The sequence below is a fragment of the Corticimicrobacter populi genome (assembly GCF_003123725.1).
GTDB classification, from domain to species: domain Bacteria; phylum Pseudomonadota; class Gammaproteobacteria; order Burkholderiales; family Burkholderiaceae_B; genus Corticimicrobacter; species Corticimicrobacter populi.
In genome coordinates this window covers 220,890-238,095 of record NZ_QETA01000001.1, presented here as the reverse complement: position 1 = coordinate 238,095, position 17,206 = coordinate 220,890, and the positions used below count along the sequence as shown (strand labels likewise).

Here is a 17,206-nt window from a genome sequence, read left to right as displayed (position 1 = left end):
CTCAAACCGGTAATGACCGTTTTTGCATTCAGCGCCTGACGATACGGGTGCGCAGGGCCAGCGCCCGATCGATGCGTGCCACCATGGCCTGGGCCTGCTCGCGCCCATCGAACGGCCCAGCCATCAGGCGAAACATCGATCGCCCACCCTCGGCAGGCAGTTCCTCCTGATAATGGGGAATGCCCAGCGTCTGCAGGATGCCACGCGCACGCTCGGTCGCGGCAAAGACACCGACCTGCACCAGCCAGCCCGGCTGCGCCGCCTCCTGCCCTGCGGGTTGTGCCGCCGACCCGCTGGATGACTGTGCCATATCGCCCTGACCGGGTGTCGATGCAGCGGGCACATCGGCATACAGAACCGACGCTGCCACGGGTTGCCAGCAGACACCTGTAATCCGAGCCGGTACCGCGCCAGGGTCGGCCGCCCGCGTCAGGACTTGCTGAGCCTGTTGCACCTCCTGTTCGCGAACACTCCGGATGGTCGCCTGGTGTTCCACCATTTGACCTGCAGCCTGCCTGAGCCCATCGGCCAGGGATTGCACCGACTGCGCATCCTGCAGTTGCCAGCGCACTGTCAGTTGCTCCAGCCCCTGCGCCCTCAGGCGAGCGGCCTGTTCCGGAAAGTCATCAGGTGAGAAGCCATGTCGACCATCGGCAAATTCAGCCAGAAAATCCGCAAATCCGTAAGGTCCGGCGTAGGTTCTACTCAGTGTCAGGTCCGGAAAACGGATTTCCAGCACGGTATCGCCACAACTCTGGGCAGACCAGGCAAACGTGCGGCTGACAGGAAAATTGAAATTTTCGATCGACACAGGCCCGTCTGCACATTGCAGCGTCAGGCGAACCTGTTGCGGCAACAGGCGGGCTCCCGGGTTCACCAGCGGCGGTTCTCCTGTCAGGCGCACCCTGGCGACAGTGGCACGCATCTGCGCCTGCTGTTTTTCAAGGTCGGCCACCTGTTCCTGCAATGTCTGCAGATCCACTTGCTGGCGCTTCTGATCCACAGCCTGCTGCTGGCCCACTTGCATGCGCCGCACCTGTTGCTGCTGAGCCAGGCTGGCAAAGGCATAGAACTGTCCATTCAGAGGAACCGTCATGCCCAGCGCCTGGCGCGGCCGGTAACGGACCGTGTCCCGGTCGATGAAATAACGGACATCACCCTGAAGGAAAGCGGGGACCTGACCACGCTCGCCATACAGCAGATCATCGACCAGCGACGCGCTCGCTACCCCCTGTACAGCACCGAGAACATCATTTTCCCAGCGTGACTGCAGTTGGCAGGCCGTGGCTTTTGCGACGTAATCGAGTGTCAGCAGCAATGGGCCTTGCATCAGGTCCCAGACCACGCTGTCACCAACCTCGTCGCTACCCAGCCTTTGCTGGAGCAGGTCGAGCGCCTGTTGCGCCCGCAGCAACGGTCCGGCCTGGACCGAAGGGTCGTGTCCGAAATTCCAGGTTTCGCTGGCCAACTGGACAGCCCCCGCCACGCCCATCAGGCTCTGCTGCGCCGCTTGCATGACATCCTGTCGATACAGACGCATATCACCCACTGTATCCAGACTGCGTTCGAGCTGACTGGCACTCTGCTCGAACGAGGCCCCTGCGGTCAGGTTGCGCAGTTGCGCGCCACCCAGCGTACCCGCCATCCTGGCCCGCTCAAGCAACCCGCCCTGCGAATCGGCATCAGCCCCCGTCTGGGTCGCCTGCAGAAGCCGGCTCAGCTCAATGACATGCGATACCCAATCAGGTCGGTCCTGCTGCGGCATCCCGTCGAACAGCGTCGTGATATGACGCATCACCGAAACGTAGGGATCCTGGAGTGTCATGGTACGGGCAACCTGGCTACGCCAGGCCTCCTCGTTCGGCAACTGTCCCCTGGCATCTGGAAAACTGTCGGCAAAACGATACCAGGCATCGAACGAAGCCTGTCGGAAGCGTCGTTCCAGTTCTTCGCGACGACTTTGCCATGCGGCTCCATCCTGTGGCATGGCCTGGGCCATTTCATCGACAAAGCGCTGGATTGCATGGGTACCATCCGGTGTCAAACCTGCCGGGATCTGCGGTGCAAACGGATCGTAGGGAATCATCCAGAAGTCGCTCAGCGTGATGGGACGCAAATCGCCCTGCAGATCGGCCCAGGCCAGCAGCCAGGTGGGTGAGCGCGCGCTCAGCCCAAGCTGCAGCAAGGCCGCGCGCAGGCTGTCCTGTTCGCTGCGCAGCAGTGCCATCTGAGGCTGCCAGAGCAGGTAGTCACGGTAGAGCTGACCCGTCAGTATGGCAGCCTGGGCCCCAGGTGCCGGACGGCCTGCCGCCAGGAAAATCTCGCGCAGTTCGGCTCCCGGCAATGGCATGCCTGCCAGCGGCCTGCCATCCAGGCGGGCTTGAATCAGGTTGATGCGACGCGTCAGGTACTGTGCCCAGGCAGCCAGTTCGATATCGTGGCCACGCTGGGTGACATCCGGCAGGATCTCGGTCAACAGGGGATCCAGGCTGTCGCCCAGTATCTCCTGCCGGTACAACTGGGCAAATTGCTGGCGATAGCCATCGTGCAACTGCGCGAGGTATCCCATCAAAGGCAACCTGTTCTGCCACCCCTGCTCGGCACGCAGCAATTGCGCAGTGGCATCCCGCCATACATGCAGCGACTGCAAATCGCTTTCGAGTCCATCATCGAAGTTGAGTCCCTCCAGTGGACGTGCCTCCAGCTGGGCGATTTCCTTGCCGACATGCCGCCAGGAATGGAACAGGCCAAACGCACACAGGGCACATACGGCCAGCCATGCCACCACCACCGTACGGCGGGCCAGACGCCGTGACTGGCGCCAGCGATCCAGCGGCACCCAGGCATCGCGCTGGGCAGGCAGGATGGTGTCGTAAAGCGCCTGCGAGAACCAGGGCACCCACTGCTGCTGTTCGCTGCCCTGCGCCGTCAGATACACACCCTGGAGCAAGGGCGCAGGCGCATAGGGAGAAGCATCGAATGCCGGAGCCAGCATCCGCTGCACCGGCTCCTCAAGTTTCAGAACCTGCAACGGGAACTCGAACACATCGGCAGGCAATGGGCCATGCAAGCCCTGCGCCACCCGCAACTCGAAAAGACGCAGATTCATATCGGCAAATAATTGCCGTACCCGCGCACTGATGGCCTGCTCCCGCTGTTCCGGCGTCAGGGTCGTACCCAGCGCGGCATGGCGTACACCATCCTCCAGCGCCATCGCCCAGGCCTGCAAGCCGGGCAAGGCCTGGGCCCCCGTCATCACCAGCCAGACCGGCATGCGCGCATCCATGACCCGTGCCAGCTCATCCAGCCGGACTCGCACGCTGCGCCCCAGCTCAGCCAGGGCCAGTTCGCCATCCTGCATCAGACGGGCCGTATCGACGCGCAGTACCACGCCATTCAATGGTTCCTGGCGCCGCAATCTGTTGAGGCTGTACAGCAGCCGCCGCCAACTACTGTCGGGCTGGTCTGCTCCCTGCATCACCATCTCGTGTCCGGCATGCAGCATGACGCTGTGACGCAGGAAATACCAGCCAGGCGTGACAGCCCCCGCCGAGGCATCGGACTGACCAGCCAGGGACTTGACCGCCAGACCTGCAAAAGCCTTGCTGGGAATGTCATGCAGATCCAGCGAGAGAATCCAGGGCAGACGCCGCGCCGAGGAAGACAGCCCGGCATGGCGCGCCTGGCGCAACACAGCCAGACCTGCCTGCCACTGGCGATCGAACGCAGCATGATCGACACGTATACCGGCTGGCTGCATATCCCGCGCCAAGCGGCGCTTGAGCCGCCAGTTGCGCCAGCGCCGCCAGCCCCAGCACAGCACGGCACCGCCCGCCAGCACGACAACGCACAACAGCAGGGCCGACCACCAGGGCCAGCCCTGATAGATCGCAAACAGCCAGCACAGGCCGATAAGCAAAACCAGAAGCAACAAACCGGCCAGCACTCTGTACATGCGCAGCATCATGACAGGCTCCCTCCCGACAGAGCATGGATCTGTGCCGCCAGCGACAAATCGAATGCCATATACATCAGCACCAGCAAAAGTACCGGCCCGCCCAGAATCAACAGCCAGGCGAGCACGGGCCGCATGCGGCGTACATAGCGGCGTGATTCATAACGTCCCGGCTCTGCGGCCGGGAAAAGCGGATGAGCCGGGCTGGTCGGACGCATGCCGCCATCGGCCTGCAGCCGTTCGAGCAGCCGCCGACGATAGAGGCTCAATTCACCAAGCCGTTCACCGCCATAGTGGCCGGTAAACCCCGCCACCAGCATCAGGCCATAGACTTCCCGTGCCGCACCTTCTTCCTCGCCCAGGGCATCCAGCCTCTGGAAAAACTGCGCACCGGCACGCGTCGTCGAGAAATAGCGTCGCTGCAACGGTGCCAGCCGCCAGGCCCGGGCCCCCGGCCAGTCCGTGGTCATGGCCTGTTCATCGATCCAGGCCACGGTGGCAAACAGGGCATGCTCCACGCTCTGTGCATCAAAGCCATGCTCATGGGCCCGGGCAGCAGCCTGATCCAGCGCCGCCGAAATCTGCGCAGCAAGCTGAACGGCATCTGCCTGAGCAGCCGCGATAAAGCCACGACGCGCCTGCGTCATGACGGACAGCCAGAAATCGGCCAGCCTTTCTGTATGTTCTGACGCGGTATTCACCATTTGCTGACGATCAGTTCAAGTTGCAGGGAAGCCGGTGCATCCGGCAGGAACAAGGCCAGCCGATGCGCCTGCACGACACGAGCCCAGGCATCGGACAGCGTATCGACGTGGAAATATTGCGCGCCGGCGCGGCGTGGCACGCCACGCGGGGCCTCCGGCAGATGAATCAGATCCAGGCCCGGCAGCGAATGCGTGACCAGCATTTCGATCTGCTCAGGCACAGCCATCTTGGCGCTCGTCACCATCATGACGGCAAGCTGGCTGCCCTCCATCTCGCCACTGGCCACGAGGTGATAGCGATGCCGCTGACCAAAGAAGCCTTCCGGCAGGTCCGCAACGTAGTAACCCGGCGCGGCCCCCTCCTGCTGCATGCGCACCAGCATCTCCGGCGCAGCCGCAATCTCGTTGAGTTGGCTTCGGATCAGTGTCGCCAGGGCATGAAAGCCTGCGCCCAGGTCCATGTGCCGATAGGCAGACAACAGCATGCGCCCGTCCCGTGTCTCGCCCAGCATGTTGCAGCGATCGGAAAAGGTGGACAATGCACCGACCAGTTGCCGCAACAGACCATCGGCCTCCCAGGGATGGGTCGTGGGCGACTCCATCAACTGATGCAGCGCCGGCCCGAACTGATTGAGCACGGACAGCGCCAGCAGCAGGTCGATATGACCGGCATCGATCTCCAGGCCATGCGCGGCACCGGACTGGCGAACCTTGAAGACCTCCAGTTGGCGAGCCCGGCCTGCCACCTCGTCACGCAACTGGCGCAACAGCTTGCCCAGTGCCGGACTGGCCGCCAGATTCAGGCAGGGCGGGATGAACTCGTGCTGCACGCGAGCCTGGTCTCCATCCTGGAAAAGGCGGGCCACCGGCATCAGCTCATACTGTCCCAGGCTGGCGATTTCGTCCTCCCAGAACAGCCTGACCACATAAGACATCAGTTCGACCTGTCCATGCGGTCCCTGCTCATAGGTATCGGGCAGCTCGGCCGGTTCCACCGTCGCCGCCAGGCGGGTTTCGGCCTGTGCTGCCTGTTCGATCCGCTCGACGACCTGCACATTGGCCTGGTCAGGCAACATCCGCCGGACCCCGACATACAGCGTACGTCCCCCGCCCAGCCGGGACAGGTCAAAACGGCGGCGTTCCAGCACGGCATTGCCGGGATATTCGATCAGCAGGCCATCCCGCATCAATACCGTCAGGCGGTTCATCATCACGGACTGGTCGGCCAGTGCAGCCTCATCCAGCTCCATATCGGCCACCCCCCAGACGTAGGGCATGGTCAGCGCAGACAGGCGACTCTGACGATGGCGCAGCAAATAATCGTTGTGCTGGAAATGCTGGGGCTGGAGAAACAGTCCCTGGCGCCAGAACACGGGTTGCAATGGATTCATTTTTTGCCTTTTGAATAATGCATCAGGGTGCGATCACCGGTGCCGGGAAAGGGCCATCGAACTCCACCAGCCCGGATTCGGGCTGGACCGGCGCAGTGTCCTCCGCCCGCATGCTGAGACTGTCCTGAATACCCTCCGGGCCGAGCCTGAGGCGGATTTCAAGCGCCTCGGGCGCGGCCGAATAGTCTCGCACCACCCAACCGCTGCGATCCACGGCCACACCGATCTGGTAAAGCCTGGCGCTGCGGGCCGGCTCCAGCTGGGCATAGCCTGCCGCAATGCCGACATAACGGGCCGACTGGACCCTGGGCACATTGATTTCACGCTGGCTATCAGGTGCGATATGAAACCGCTGCACATCGAGAATGCCCTCAGGTGCCGTCTCCGCCAGCAGCAACTCGGCCAGACGCTCCGGCTGTCGGGCATAAGCGGCAAACGCATTCGGGTCTTCCATCTGCGCCAGCACCAGCAGCAACATGTGTGGCTGTCCGGCCGTGGCATTGAGCATGGGATCAGCCTGCACGTTGAGACGGATACCATCCTGTGCGTAATTCCATGCAAGCTCCTTGAGTGCCTCATCGCGTGACTTGCCCTGGAACATGCCGCAGCCGGACAACACCAGGCAGGCACACAGCGCCAGGGTCCGATACGGCAATCTGCGGTCTGTCGAACTGCCAGCCCTGCGCTCCGTCATTGATGGCATTTTCATCATGCTTTTCCCTCTCAACTCATCACCATGACCTTGGTCTGACTGGGTGACACCACCGAGCCGACCGCATTGGCCGGAGCACCGTTCTGTCCTGTCTGCGCCCCGACCCGCAATGCGGGCTTGCCGCCCACCATGACCTTGCTGCTGCCCACCAGGAACTGCACCTGGCCCATAATCCGGTTGCTGACCACGCCGCCGGTTGAACCGGCCTGATCGCCATTGGTCAGGGTGATCTTGCTCATCAGGTTGAGTGCCGGCATGTTGACAACCAGCACCTTGCGAACCAGTCCGCCCGGATCAGCCATCTGTGTCGTGCCCAGGTTGGGAAACGGCGTCGGCACCGGCCCGGCCGGCGTCGGCACCTTGCAGACATCCGGCGTCGCACTGCACTGGGAACCCCCGTTGTTCAGCATCTGCATATCGTCCTCCGCTAACCCAGCTGCACCGTATCGGCATCGACCTTGACGCGTCGGCCACCCAGCAGATCGGCACTGTCGGCACGCACACGCCAGTCACGCGCCACCACCAACCGCACCGAACCGGCCGACTGCTCCTCGTGTGTCGCCACGCGCCGCACGCCACGTTCGAGATACAGTTCCCGCCGGCCTATGAAAGACTGCTGCCGCGCCAGCACTTCGGTACTGCTGTCCCAGTGCGCCTGTCGCTGGCCTCCCGATTCCGCCAGGCGTGCCGCCTCGATCGACAGCAGGCCGGTCTCGACCATGCCTGTCTGCGCCCGGACTCGCCAGGCCTGTGCGGCCTGCATATCAATGGACTCGGCTGCCAGCCGCAGGCTGCCGCCGCGCACGTCCAGTTCGGTATCTCCCTCGACGCGCAGGCAGGCTGGCGTACCGGCCGCATGGCGCTGCAGGACCTGAATCACATAACCCTGGCCATCGGCCAGGCTGGCCAGCACCGTATCGCCCGGCTGCGGCTGCAGCAGGCAGCCTGCCGCCACCGGCAGGTTATAGAAGCCATCGGCGCAGATCACCACGCAGCAATCACCCTGCAGGGCCTGTACCTTGACGTGGTGCAGGCTGGCTCGCCCCGGACTGCTGCCTTGTGCTCCGGCCGCTGACTGAGCGGCCATGCTGTCGGCCGTGTCAGAAGCGAACGGCATCGTCGTCGTATTCATTTTTGTCTCTCCTGTCTATGGGTGCGCCGGCCGCCATTGCTGCGCCTGCAGCCGCTCCGCATCCGTCGGGCGTATGCGACTGCGGTCACTGCCGGTCAGGCACGCCGCATCGAAATGCGCATCGTGCATATTGGCCAGCACCAGTTGCGCCTGTGAAAAATCAGCATCTCCCGCCTCCAGATGCGAAAGATCGGCCTGTGACAGATCTGCTGCCACAAAGCGGGCTCCTGGGGTACGCGCCGAGACCAGCCGTGCCTGCCGCAAGTTGCTGGCATCGAACACGGCCCCGGCCAGATCCGCCTGCTCGAAATTGGTCCCCCCCAGTTGTGCCCCGGACAGCACGGCCTCACGCAGGCTGCAACGCCAGAACGCGGCGTAGGGTGCCTGCAGTCCCGCTGCCTGCAAACGGTCCATGGCACACTGTACAAAGCCACACTGGTTCAGTTGCGCATGTTCCATCTGCCAGTCTTCAAGCTGACAGTCCTGAACCTGTACCTGCTGCCAGTTCGACCCAGGTTCCAGCCTGGCAGCCGGTAGCCGACAGTTCGACAGCCAGAGCCCACTGAGCTCCTGGGGCCAGCGCACCGCAGCAAACGTGCAATCCATGGCAGCCATCCGATCCAGTCGGGCGGTAGCAAGATTCACCTGTGCCAAGACGCAACCCTGCCACCAGGTCTCACCCAGGTCGGTATGCTCAAAACTGACATCCTCGCCCCGGCACCCTTCGAAACGGCTGTGCGCCAGGTCGCAACGAACAAACCGGGTCTGGTCGAAACGGCCACCCTCCCAGGCAGTTTCATGCAGCGTGCAATCCTCGAACAGCGCACTACTGGCTTCTACCCCTTCGAAACGCATGCCCGACAGATCCAGGCCGACATAGTGGCCTCCCGCCATCGACACCCCGGCAAGCTGACCCGATCCGGCCCGTGCCCGCAGCGCCTCTGCATCGCAAAAGATCGTTTGCTTATCCATGCGCATGCTCCTGCAGCAAACGGCTGTTGCCCAGCAATGCGCCCTCGACACGGACGCCTTCCACACAGGCCAGCCGGGTCTGCACGGCATGCAGGTTGCTGCCCGACAGGTTCACGCGCTGCAGGATGGCGTAGTCGAACGTTGCTTCCATCAGATCGGCCTGGCGCCAGTCTGCATCCTGGATGCGGCAATCCTTGAAACTGGCCTGCCGTGCCCGGACGCCTATGGCCCGGCTACCACTGAGGTCACAACCGGCCAGCAACCCATCGTGCAGGCTGGCAGCATCCCAGTCGCTGCGCTCGAAGTGGCTCTGCATGAAACTGCAACCGGACAGATCGGCAGCACGAAACGAGGCAGCCTCCAGTCGCGTATCGCTGTCGATCCGCAGTCCGACAGCCCTGCTGCGGCTGAAATCGGTCGCCACGCCCAGCACACCCGACAGGGTCGCGGTTTCAAGCACGGCTTCGATCAGGCAGGTATCGTGCAGCATGCACCGATCCAGCATGGCTTGCGACAAATCCGCGCCCGTCGCATCCACGCCCGTCAGATCGCAGGTTGACAGCGAGACGCGCTGTGCCTGTGCCAGACGCCAGTCTGCCGCCTGGAATACGGTGTCCGTGATGTCGGCATCACGCAGGCAAACCTGTCCCATCCGGGCACCGCTGAAATCACAGTCCTCAATACGCGCCCCTTCGAAATTTGCCCCCGTCAGGTCGGCACCGGCAAAATTGCAGCCGGTCAGGACCGCACCGGAAAAATCCCCACCCGCCAAAGTCGCATGGCTGAAGTCCCTGCCTTCCAGCGTCTCGCCACGAAGCATGGGGGCCTGCGAAGAAGCGGTCGTTGCTGCGGCTCTCAACGGTTCAGAAGCTGCCGACGCGGTTTCGGATGCATCTTGCGTCGCCGTGTCTGCCACCCCGTCCATTGCCTGTACGGGTCCCGCTGCTACCGTACCGGCTGCAGTCTCCCCTGCCGGCGAAAAGGTCCGCACCAGCTCCTGCTCCAGTTGGTCGAACTGTGCCGACATGGCCTGCATTTCGGTTTCTGCACGGGCACGCAGCTCGGGGGGAAGATTGCTCAGGATCTCTTCCATCTGCGCTTCGGTCGGTATCTGCGGCGGCTGCGTGCTATCGACCCTGACCAACACCGACTCAATCAGTTCTGGATGCTCGGCGCAGGCATCACGCAACGCAGCCTCAAAGACCTGGCGTCCTTCCGCCAGGGCGTCCTCGACCTCGCGGATCAGGCTTGCCGCGAAGTCCACCGGCAACCCCATGCTGTCCGGCGCAGACATACCGGGACGCGGTGGCGCGACGAAAGGAGCCACCTCTGGAAACTTCACCCCATACGCTGCCTGCTCTTTTTCCATCTCCAGCACGGTCTGGCGGGCTTCTTCCCACGCGGCACCATACTCGGCGCAAATTTCATTCCATAGCGCGTCGGCCCAATCCGTCCGGGCTGAGGTAGAAGCTGCGACAGCTTCTGCTCCAGCAGGCTCTGCTTCAGGCAGGGAAACATCCAGTCCCGCGGCGCTGTTCGGAGAATCCTCATCCGGATTCAGATCCTGCGAACTACCCTCAATCTCCGGCGCACTCTGTCCGGACGCGACAGCAGGCTGCTCTCCAGACAGATTCGTGTGGCCTTGCCCTGCTTCTACCACAGAAGCAGCAGTCGCAACCATCCCGGCAGCAGTACCTGCCAAGGCAGCCGGCATCAGCCGGGTCGCCATCTGCGGCACCTGCTCGGCCCAGCGCGCTGCCTGGATATTCAATGCCGGTATCTGCGCCCCTGCCGGCAACGTATCGATCCACACCGCCTCGACATCGCCAGCATCTTCACGCTGCACCGCAATGGCGGCCCGATACAACAATGCCTGACGACGGCTTTCCGGAAACAGCCAGACCGTATCCAGGGCCAGCGCCGCACGCTGCGGCAGCGCGACAGGCCGTGCCGCCCATGGTCCTGCTGCCCCCTGCAGCCACAGCAATTGTGGCTGCAGAGCCGGTAAACGGCCTTCCACCAACGGCTGCTGAAGATGCATGCCCGCGACCGACCAGCGCTCATCGCCCTGCCAGTACGCATCGGCACACTGATCCTGATCCAGACGGTCAAAGAAACGCGGATCGGTATCCTCGGGCAGCCAGGGCAACTGCCGGGCCTGCCAATGTGCATCGAACGTGCCCGCCCAGTCCGCCTGACGCGGATCCGAGGCCGGCAGGTTACCGAAACCGGCGACACGCGGACGATCATGGATGGACATCACGGGTCGATCCGGCCATTCGATGTTGGCCAGCGGCATGCCCGCCGGGTCAGCATGGGCCGACACCCAACCGCAACCGTGCGGATTGGCGGCATTTTCCGGACCGCCAAAAGCATGGGCCAGGTCGAGCGGCATATTGAGGAAAGGTTCAGGCTCGGAAGGGTTCCAACCTGTCAGGCCATGCTGCCAGACACGGTTGCCGATCACGTGCAGGGTTTTCTCAAGCGGGCCGAAGCGGGCTTGCACGGCCATGCGCTGCACAGGTTTCCCACCGGGCGCATGCGCACGACCGGCCACGCCAAAGGTGCCACGCCGCTTTTGCAGGCCGAGATCAAATGGCTCGTCGGCAAATTGCGGGGCCAGCCATTGCCAGGCATCCTTTTCACTGACAAGGCTGCCATCGGCGTCGACGACGTAGCCTACCGTCAGGATCAGGTAGGACTGGCCGGCACGGCGCTCGAATCCCTGTAAAAGGAGGACGTTGTCGGGCTTGGTGATGTTCATGGTGTGCCTAGCCCAGTTTAAGGAGGCCATTGGCGTTAAGCATCATCGTGCCCTTGGCCTTGGCACCAAACTGGGGGGACTCGAGATTAATCGCACCACTCGAAATTAAATCAATGTTTTTTGAATTTTTAGTAGTTAATTCAATGCCATCCATGCCGATTGTCGCAGAGCCATTATCGCCAGCCACAAACGCACCATTTGGAGAAATCAACTTCACAATTCCATCGGAGTGATCCACCGAAACGACAACTTCCTTGCCTCCAGAAACATATACATTATTTTTCCCTACCAGCTTTGCATGCTCCTCATTCAGAAGAAGACTGCTCTGGGCAGCCTCATCCAATTTCCCGCCATCAGTATCATAAGCCAAAATGGAGTCCTCTTCTGGCCCCATACGTTTCGGCAACGAAACATCCGGAATCAGGCTTTGCAAAAATGTTTTGGCTTGCACAGCAGTATCCAGCATAAGCTCGGCCTCGGAAGTACCAAGAACAATGGGCTTTCTCGTAACAGAAAAAACCAAAGCTTGACCAGCCTCGATCCGACTCACACTTTCTGCTTGAACATGTTGGGAACCGTAAATACTCTCTTTACGAATAATCCTGTCAATACTTTTTCCTGCTTTGGTTTCCTCTTCTATAAACATAGCCTTGCGACGTTGAATTTTTAGAGAGTCTTCCTTTTTCACATAGTCATAAGACAGAAAATTGATATCTGTCTTCGCAGAAAAGCCGACCGACCAGTCTGCTGCCACCACTCCGGAAAACGACACACCCATTTTGAGCGCAAAATCCAGCGACAGAGACGCAGACACACCTGTGTTGACCTTCGCCGATACCGAAGGCTTGTCCAGCGTGACACCAGTGTCCCCTTTCAGCCAAGGCAGATTGAACGATTTTCCCGTTTTGTAGAGCTCGCCTTTTTCTTCCTTTTTTTCCTTTTCAGGCATTGCTGGCGTCAGGTCATAGACACGACGCATCCCTTTCCCTGCAATATTTTCAGTCTTGGAATTCGCCATCACGGAAATATGCTTTTCCGAATGCAACAGAATGCCCTGAGCCTTTCCATCGGATTCACGTCCCCCCATGACCATATAGCTGTCAGCTACCGGCGACTGCAACACCAAGGTCTGCTGCCCCTCTGCATTATTGAAAGCCAGCATATTGCCGCCCTGCATGCGCAAGCCACCTATTTTGCTGTTGGGCGCATCACGATAGTCACCTTCCTGTGCCATACCCACGCCTTCCTTGCGTCCGTTTACCAGACTGGCGTTATCCGAATTGGGTACAGCCCCCATGATCACTGGACGATCGGGATCTCCATTGAGGAAAGACACCAGGACCTCCGCGCCCTCATTAAGCGGCAGGTAGAGCCCAAATTCTTCGCCTTCCACACCACTGGAGCCGGCATAAGGCGTTGCCATTCTCACCCAGCCTGAATTACGCGGCACCTGGGCTACCGGAACCTTCGCTGCGTCATTTTCCCGAACCGCAGCCAGACGGGCCGACTCTTGCCAGCGCTGGCCGTTTTCTGCAAAATGAAAGCGGATACGGTAGTAACCGTTTTCGTTCAGATAGGGATAATCCCGCAACTGGGATTGCATATCCCTTTGCATATGCAAGGCCGTATATTGGCCGCTCAGCGGGTCATACACCCCTTTATCAGACTCCACCACCGCCGTCACCAGCCCAGGAATACGCGGTATCGGCGTCACCAGCGATGGCCGATACGTTACATCCTCGGCGATACCCGTCCAGACAGTCGAGGCCTGCGCCTCTGCGGCGTCATCTGTGGCCTTGCCTGGCAAGGGCTGACGCCCTTGTTGCCGGACGCTCACCACCCGCAATGTGAGTGCACCATCCGCTTTCGGATAGCCCTGCACACGCGCTAGGTCACCTGCCTTCAACTGCGGCGCATAGCCGCTGGCAGTGCGTCGGCTGCGCATGCAATCGGTCATCTCTGCTCGCAATCGGGCCATGAACTTGCCGCAGTCCTGTGTGGCATAACCTTCGCCATAGGTACCGTACTGACCATGGCGTCCCTCATCGAACTGCTCGATTCCAACCTTGCCCAGCGGATATTCGGCAAACAGATCCAGCGCCACGTTCTCGGGCAGATAATCACGCACCACGGCACGCCCGTAGCCGAGTTCAGAAGCCTCGGTCAGTGTCTGCACACATGCAGCGGACACATCCAGCGTCTGCGCAGAAGCGGGTCGCCAATGCAGCCCCAATGGCTGCTGGCCGTAGCTGGCATCCCCCAGGAACACCATTTTCTCGCGCGCATCGCCCTGTTCGAAACAATAGGCGATCCCTGCATGCTCCAGCCGCCGCGACAGGAAGGCATAGGCCGTTTCTGCATACTGGCAGACGAAATCCGTCCGGAAATGGCCGGCATGTTCTGCCGACACATGCCAGGCATAGTCCCCAAAATCGTCGGGATCGGCTGGTTTGCCGGGCTCAGGTGCCAACGGCATGATCTGCAGGCCACAACCACGCAGCGTGAAATCGACCAGATCCTTCAACTCGATCGTAGCGCTCTCGGCAGCATGTACCCGGCTGGCCAGATCCAGTCGCGCCAGCACCCACTGAGGCTCCAGCGTGACACGGAGATAACGGTACTGGCTGTCCTGCCCGGTCTGTTCCAGACGGGTCACGATGCCATGCCAGCGCACGCCCTGTACCGGATCTGCATGCGCAAAAGTGGCACGCGTGCCCAGCAATGGCGCGCAGGAATCCTCATCGCCCATCGCCTGCGCCAGATCAATGACAAAGCGGTAGCCCCGCGACAGGGCATCCTCGCCGTCCCATTGCCAGACCCGCAATTTGTCCTGCTCGTCAAAACCTTGCGCCTGGCTGGTAAAAACATAGGCGCCTTCGAATGCCGTCATGGCCGGTGTCGTCATAGTCATTGTTTATGCCTCCTGCACTTCGATTTGCCACTGCCCCTGTTCATCCAGCCCGACACGCAGGGCGGCCAGGGTTTTCTGCTCGGCCAGTGCGCCCAGCAGGCGATCCGACAGCATTGGCAGCAGGGACTGGCGCAGGATGAAATCGATATTGCGCGCACCGGTCTCAACCTGGGTACATTGCCGCGCCACGGCGTCGATCACCTTCTCGTCGATTTCCAGGCGAATGCCGTTGGCTGCCTCCAAGCGTGCCGCCGTGTGCACCAGCTTCTGGGCCACAATGCCACGCAGCGCCTCCGCACCCAATGCGAAATAAGGCACCACCGTCATGCGAGCCAGCAAGGCCGGCTTGAAATGCCGCGACAGGATGGGCCTGATCGCATCGGCCAGCACCTCGGCCGACGGAGGCTGCGCCTGTCCGGTCGTGGCCGCCGTGATTTCGTCGGTCGCCAGGTTGCTGGTCAGGAACAGCACGGTATTGCTGAAATCGATCAGTCGGCCTTCACCATCGGCCAAGCTGCCCTTGTCAAAGACCTGGTAGAACAGGTTGACCACATCCAGGTGCGCCTTTTCCACCTCGTCGAGCAGCACGACCGAATAGGGCCGCTTGCGCACGGCCTCGGTCAACACACCGCCCTCGCCGTAGCCGACATAGCCCGGCGGCGAACCGACCAGGCGGCTGACAGTGTGCTTTTCCTGAAATTCGCTCATGTTGATGACGGTCAGCGCCTGTTCACCCCCGAACAGTTGATCGGCTACTGCCAGTGCTGTTTCGGTCTTGCCCACGCCGGACGGCCCCACCAGCAGAAATACCCCCAGGGGCTGGGCCGGATCACGAAGGCCGGACTGGGCAGACTTGAGCGCAGCGGAGATCTGGGCCAGGGCGGGGTCCTGTCCCCGAATCCGTGCCGCCAGACCGGCCTGCAGGCCCAGCACGCCGCCGGCCGCATCACGCAGCATCTTGCCCAGCGGAACACCGGTCCAGTCCGAGACAACCTGGGCCACGGCATCGCGGTCAACCTCGGTAAATACCATCGGGGCATCACCACGTAATGCCGCCAGCTTGGCGCTAGCCTGGGCAATGGACGCGTCTTCATCCGTCTCGCGCACCTCGATCACATCGTGGGACTCCCCTGCATTGCCTCGACGCCCACGCGCAGCCAGCACGGCCAGGGCAGCCTCGCGCTCGGCCTGCCAGGCCGCAGCCAATTGGACATGTTCTCCCTGTACCTCGGCATATTCTTGGTCGATCGCCGCCAGACGGGCCGGATCGACACCATGGCCATGCTCCGCATCACGTTCCAGGGCTTCGCGCTCACGCGACAACCCAGCCATGCGACGCGCCATCCGTTCGAGCGCTGCCGGTTTGACCGCCTGGCTGATACGTACCCGGGCAGCAGCCGTATCGAGCAAATCGACCGCCTTGTCAGGCAACTGACGTCCCGTGATGTAGCGATCCGACAGTTCCACGGCAGCCACCACGGCGTCATCGCGCACCGTCACGCCATGATCGGCCTCGTAACGGTCCTTGACGCCACGCAGGATCTGGATGGCAGTAGCGGTATCCGGTTCATCCAGCTTGACCAGTTGGAAACGGCGTGCCAGGGCCGGATCCTTCTCGAAGTATTTCTTGTATTCGGCCCAGGTGGTGGCCGCGATGGTCCGCAGCTCGCCACGCGCCAGAGCCGGCTTGAGCAGGTTGGCGGCATCGTTGCCACCGGCCGCGCCACCCGCGCCGATCAGCATGTGCGCCTCATCGATGAACAGAATGACCGGGCGCGGCGAGGCCTTGATTTCATCGATGACGGCCCGCAATCGTTGCTCGAACTCACCCTTGACGCTGGCACCTGCTTCGAGCAACCCCAGATCCAGCCCGAGCAAGCGCGTATCGCGCAGGAAATCAGGCACGTCGCCTTCGACGATGCGCACCGCCAGTCCTTCGACCACGGCTGTCTTGCCCACGCCGGGATCACCCACGCAGATTGGATTGTTCTTGCGACGCCGTGCCAGAATGTCGATCATCTGGCGAATTTCGTCATCCCGGCCAAATACCGGATCAATGCGACCGGCAGCGGCCTTGGCCGTGAAATCCTCGCAATAGCGGCTCACGGCCCCAGTCTCGGTCGCGGCAGAACCGCTGCCGCGAGTCCCGTCTGTCGCATCCTGCGTCTGCCTGGACTCGATCGAGCCGGAAACGGCAACTTGCCAGTCACGCTCCAGCGCATCCGGCAACAGCGGTCTCAAGGTTTCGGCCCAGGCAGCCTGCGCGCCGTAATAATCGAGTCGAGAGACCAGCGCCAGCAACAGCCCGGCACCGCGAATATGGTCCTGACCCAGCGCAATGGACGAAGCCAGCCAGGCATCCTGCACCCACTGGGTCAGGAAAGGCGCAAATACCGGTCGCCCGCTGTTACCGGCCGGGCATGCCGAGAGCGCTTCGTCGAGTCGCGCAGTCAGCCGCAAGGGATCGATCCCGGCCTGCGTCAGCACCAGCACCACATCGCCATGAGCCTCGTCCATGAGACGTCTCAACAAATGGGCCACGCCGATTTCGTAATGGCCACGCGACAGGGCCAATCCTGCTGCACCTTCCAGCGCCGTCTTGCAGACGCCATCCAGACGGCCGAACAAGGGTTTGAGTGCTACCTGCATATTCCAGTCTCCAAAA

The 17,206-nt window shown here is 61.8% G+C and carries 10 protein-coding genes; all 10 read right to left on the bottom strand.

Annotation, left to right across the window (positions count from 1 at the left end; translation table 11 throughout):
- Nucleotides 1-28 precede the first annotated feature (28 nt).
- From DD235_RS01030 to tssH, 10 genes are read right to left on the bottom strand one after another with little or no spacing between them, the layout of a single operon-like run.
- Nucleotides 29-3,967 carry a type VI secretion protein IcmF/TssM N-terminal domain-containing protein gene (locus tag DD235_RS01030; protein ID WP_109060209.1) on the bottom strand — a complete coding sequence of 1,313 codons (3,939 nt, stop codon included), beginning with the start codon at nucleotides 3,965-3,967 and terminating at the stop codon, nucleotides 29-31.
- The gene (locus tag DD235_RS01025; protein ID WP_109060208.1) at nucleotides 3,964-4,659 is read right to left on the bottom strand and encodes a DotU/TssL family secretion system protein; all 696 of its coding nucleotides are present in this window, start codon (nucleotides 4,657-4,659) and stop codon (nucleotides 3,964-3,966) included. The genes DD235_RS01030 and DD235_RS01025 overlap by 4 nt, the downstream gene beginning before the upstream one ends.
- A complete protein-coding gene (gene tssK / locus DD235_RS01020) occupies nucleotides 4,653-6,050 on the bottom strand; it encodes a type VI secretion system baseplate subunit TssK (protein ID WP_109060207.1) in 1,398 nt (465 codons plus the stop codon). Before tssK ends, DD235_RS01025 begins: the two co-directional genes overlap by 7 nt.
- A 22-nt stretch (nucleotides 6,051-6,072) precedes the next feature.
- The gene (tssJ, locus tag DD235_RS01015; RefSeq protein WP_162300381.1) at nucleotides 6,073-6,753 is read right to left on the bottom strand and encodes a type VI secretion system lipoprotein TssJ; all 681 of its coding nucleotides are present in this window, start codon (nucleotides 6,751-6,753) and stop codon (nucleotides 6,073-6,075) included.
- 20 nt (nucleotides 6,754-6,773) lie between these two features.
- Nucleotides 6,774-7,178, bottom strand: coding sequence for a DUF4150 domain-containing protein (locus tag DD235_RS01010; RefSeq protein WP_109060205.1), 405 nt, complete (start codon nucleotides 7,176-7,178; stop codon nucleotides 6,774-6,776).
- 11 nt (nucleotides 7,179-7,189) lie between these two features.
- Nucleotides 7,190-7,894 carry a DUF3540 domain-containing protein gene (locus tag DD235_RS01005; RefSeq protein ID WP_109060204.1) on the bottom strand — a complete coding sequence of 235 codons (705 nt, stop codon included), beginning with the start codon at nucleotides 7,892-7,894 and terminating at the stop codon, nucleotides 7,190-7,192.
- Between the two features lie 15 nt (nucleotides 7,895-7,909).
- Nucleotides 7,910-8,866, bottom strand: coding sequence for a pentapeptide repeat-containing protein (locus tag DD235_RS01000; protein WP_162300380.1), 957 nt, complete (start codon nucleotides 8,864-8,866; stop codon nucleotides 7,910-7,912).
- Nucleotides 8,859-11,630 (bottom strand): DUF2169 family type VI secretion system accessory protein, encoded by a 2,772-nt coding sequence (locus DD235_RS00995; protein ID WP_162300379.1) that lies wholly within the window; start codon nucleotides 11,628-11,630, stop codon nucleotides 8,859-8,861. Before DD235_RS00995 ends, DD235_RS01000 begins: the two co-directional genes overlap by 8 nt.
- Before the next feature lie 7 nt (nucleotides 11,631-11,637).
- Nucleotides 11,638-14,541: a type VI secretion system Vgr family protein gene (locus tag DD235_RS00990; RefSeq protein ID WP_109060201.1), complete on the bottom strand. Its 2,904-nt coding sequence runs from the start codon at nucleotides 14,539-14,541 to the stop codon at nucleotides 11,638-11,640.
- Nucleotides 14,542-14,544: 3 nt separating this feature from the next.
- Complete coding sequence (gene tssH, locus DD235_RS00985; RefSeq protein WP_109060200.1) at nucleotides 14,545-17,190, bottom strand: type VI secretion system ATPase TssH; 2,646 nt, start codon at nucleotides 17,188-17,190, stop codon at nucleotides 14,545-14,547.
- Nucleotides 17,191-17,206 lie beyond the last annotated feature (16 nt).

Coding starts and splice junctions, on each gene's coding strand:
- tssK (WP_109060207.1), bottom strand. CDS start 6,050: ATGAATCCATTGCAACCCGTGTTCTGGCGCCAGGGACTGTTTCTCCAG.
- DD235_RS01010 (WP_109060205.1), bottom strand. CDS start 7,178: ATGCAGATGCTGAACAACGGGGGTTCCCAGTGCAGTGCGACGCCGGAT.
- DD235_RS01005 (WP_109060204.1), bottom strand. CDS start 7,894: ATGAATACGACGACGATGCCGTTCGCTTCTGACACGGCCGACAGCATG.
- tssH (WP_109060200.1), bottom strand. CDS start 17,190: ATGCAGGTAGCACTCAAACCCTTGTTCGGCCGTCTGGATGGCGTCTGC.
- DD235_RS01030 (WP_109060209.1), bottom strand. CDS start 3,967: ATGATGCTGCGCATGTACAGAGTGCTGGCCGGTTTGTTGCTTCTGGTT.
- DD235_RS01000 (WP_162300380.1), bottom strand. CDS start 8,866: ATGGATAAGCAAACGATCTTTTGCGATGCAGAGGCGCTGCGGGCACGG.
- DD235_RS00990 (WP_109060201.1), bottom strand. CDS start 14,541: ATGACTATGACGACACCGGCCATGACGGCATTCGAAGGCGCCTATGTT.
- DD235_RS01025 (WP_109060208.1), bottom strand. CDS start 4,659: ATGGTGAATACCGCGTCAGAACATACAGAAAGGCTGGCCGATTTCTGG.
- tssJ (WP_162300381.1), bottom strand. CDS start 6,753: ATGCCATCAATGACGGAGCGCAGGGCTGGCAGTTCGACAGACCGCAGA.
- DD235_RS00995 (WP_162300379.1), bottom strand. CDS start 11,630: ATGAACATCACCAAGCCCGACAACGTCCTCCTTTTACAGGGATTCGAG.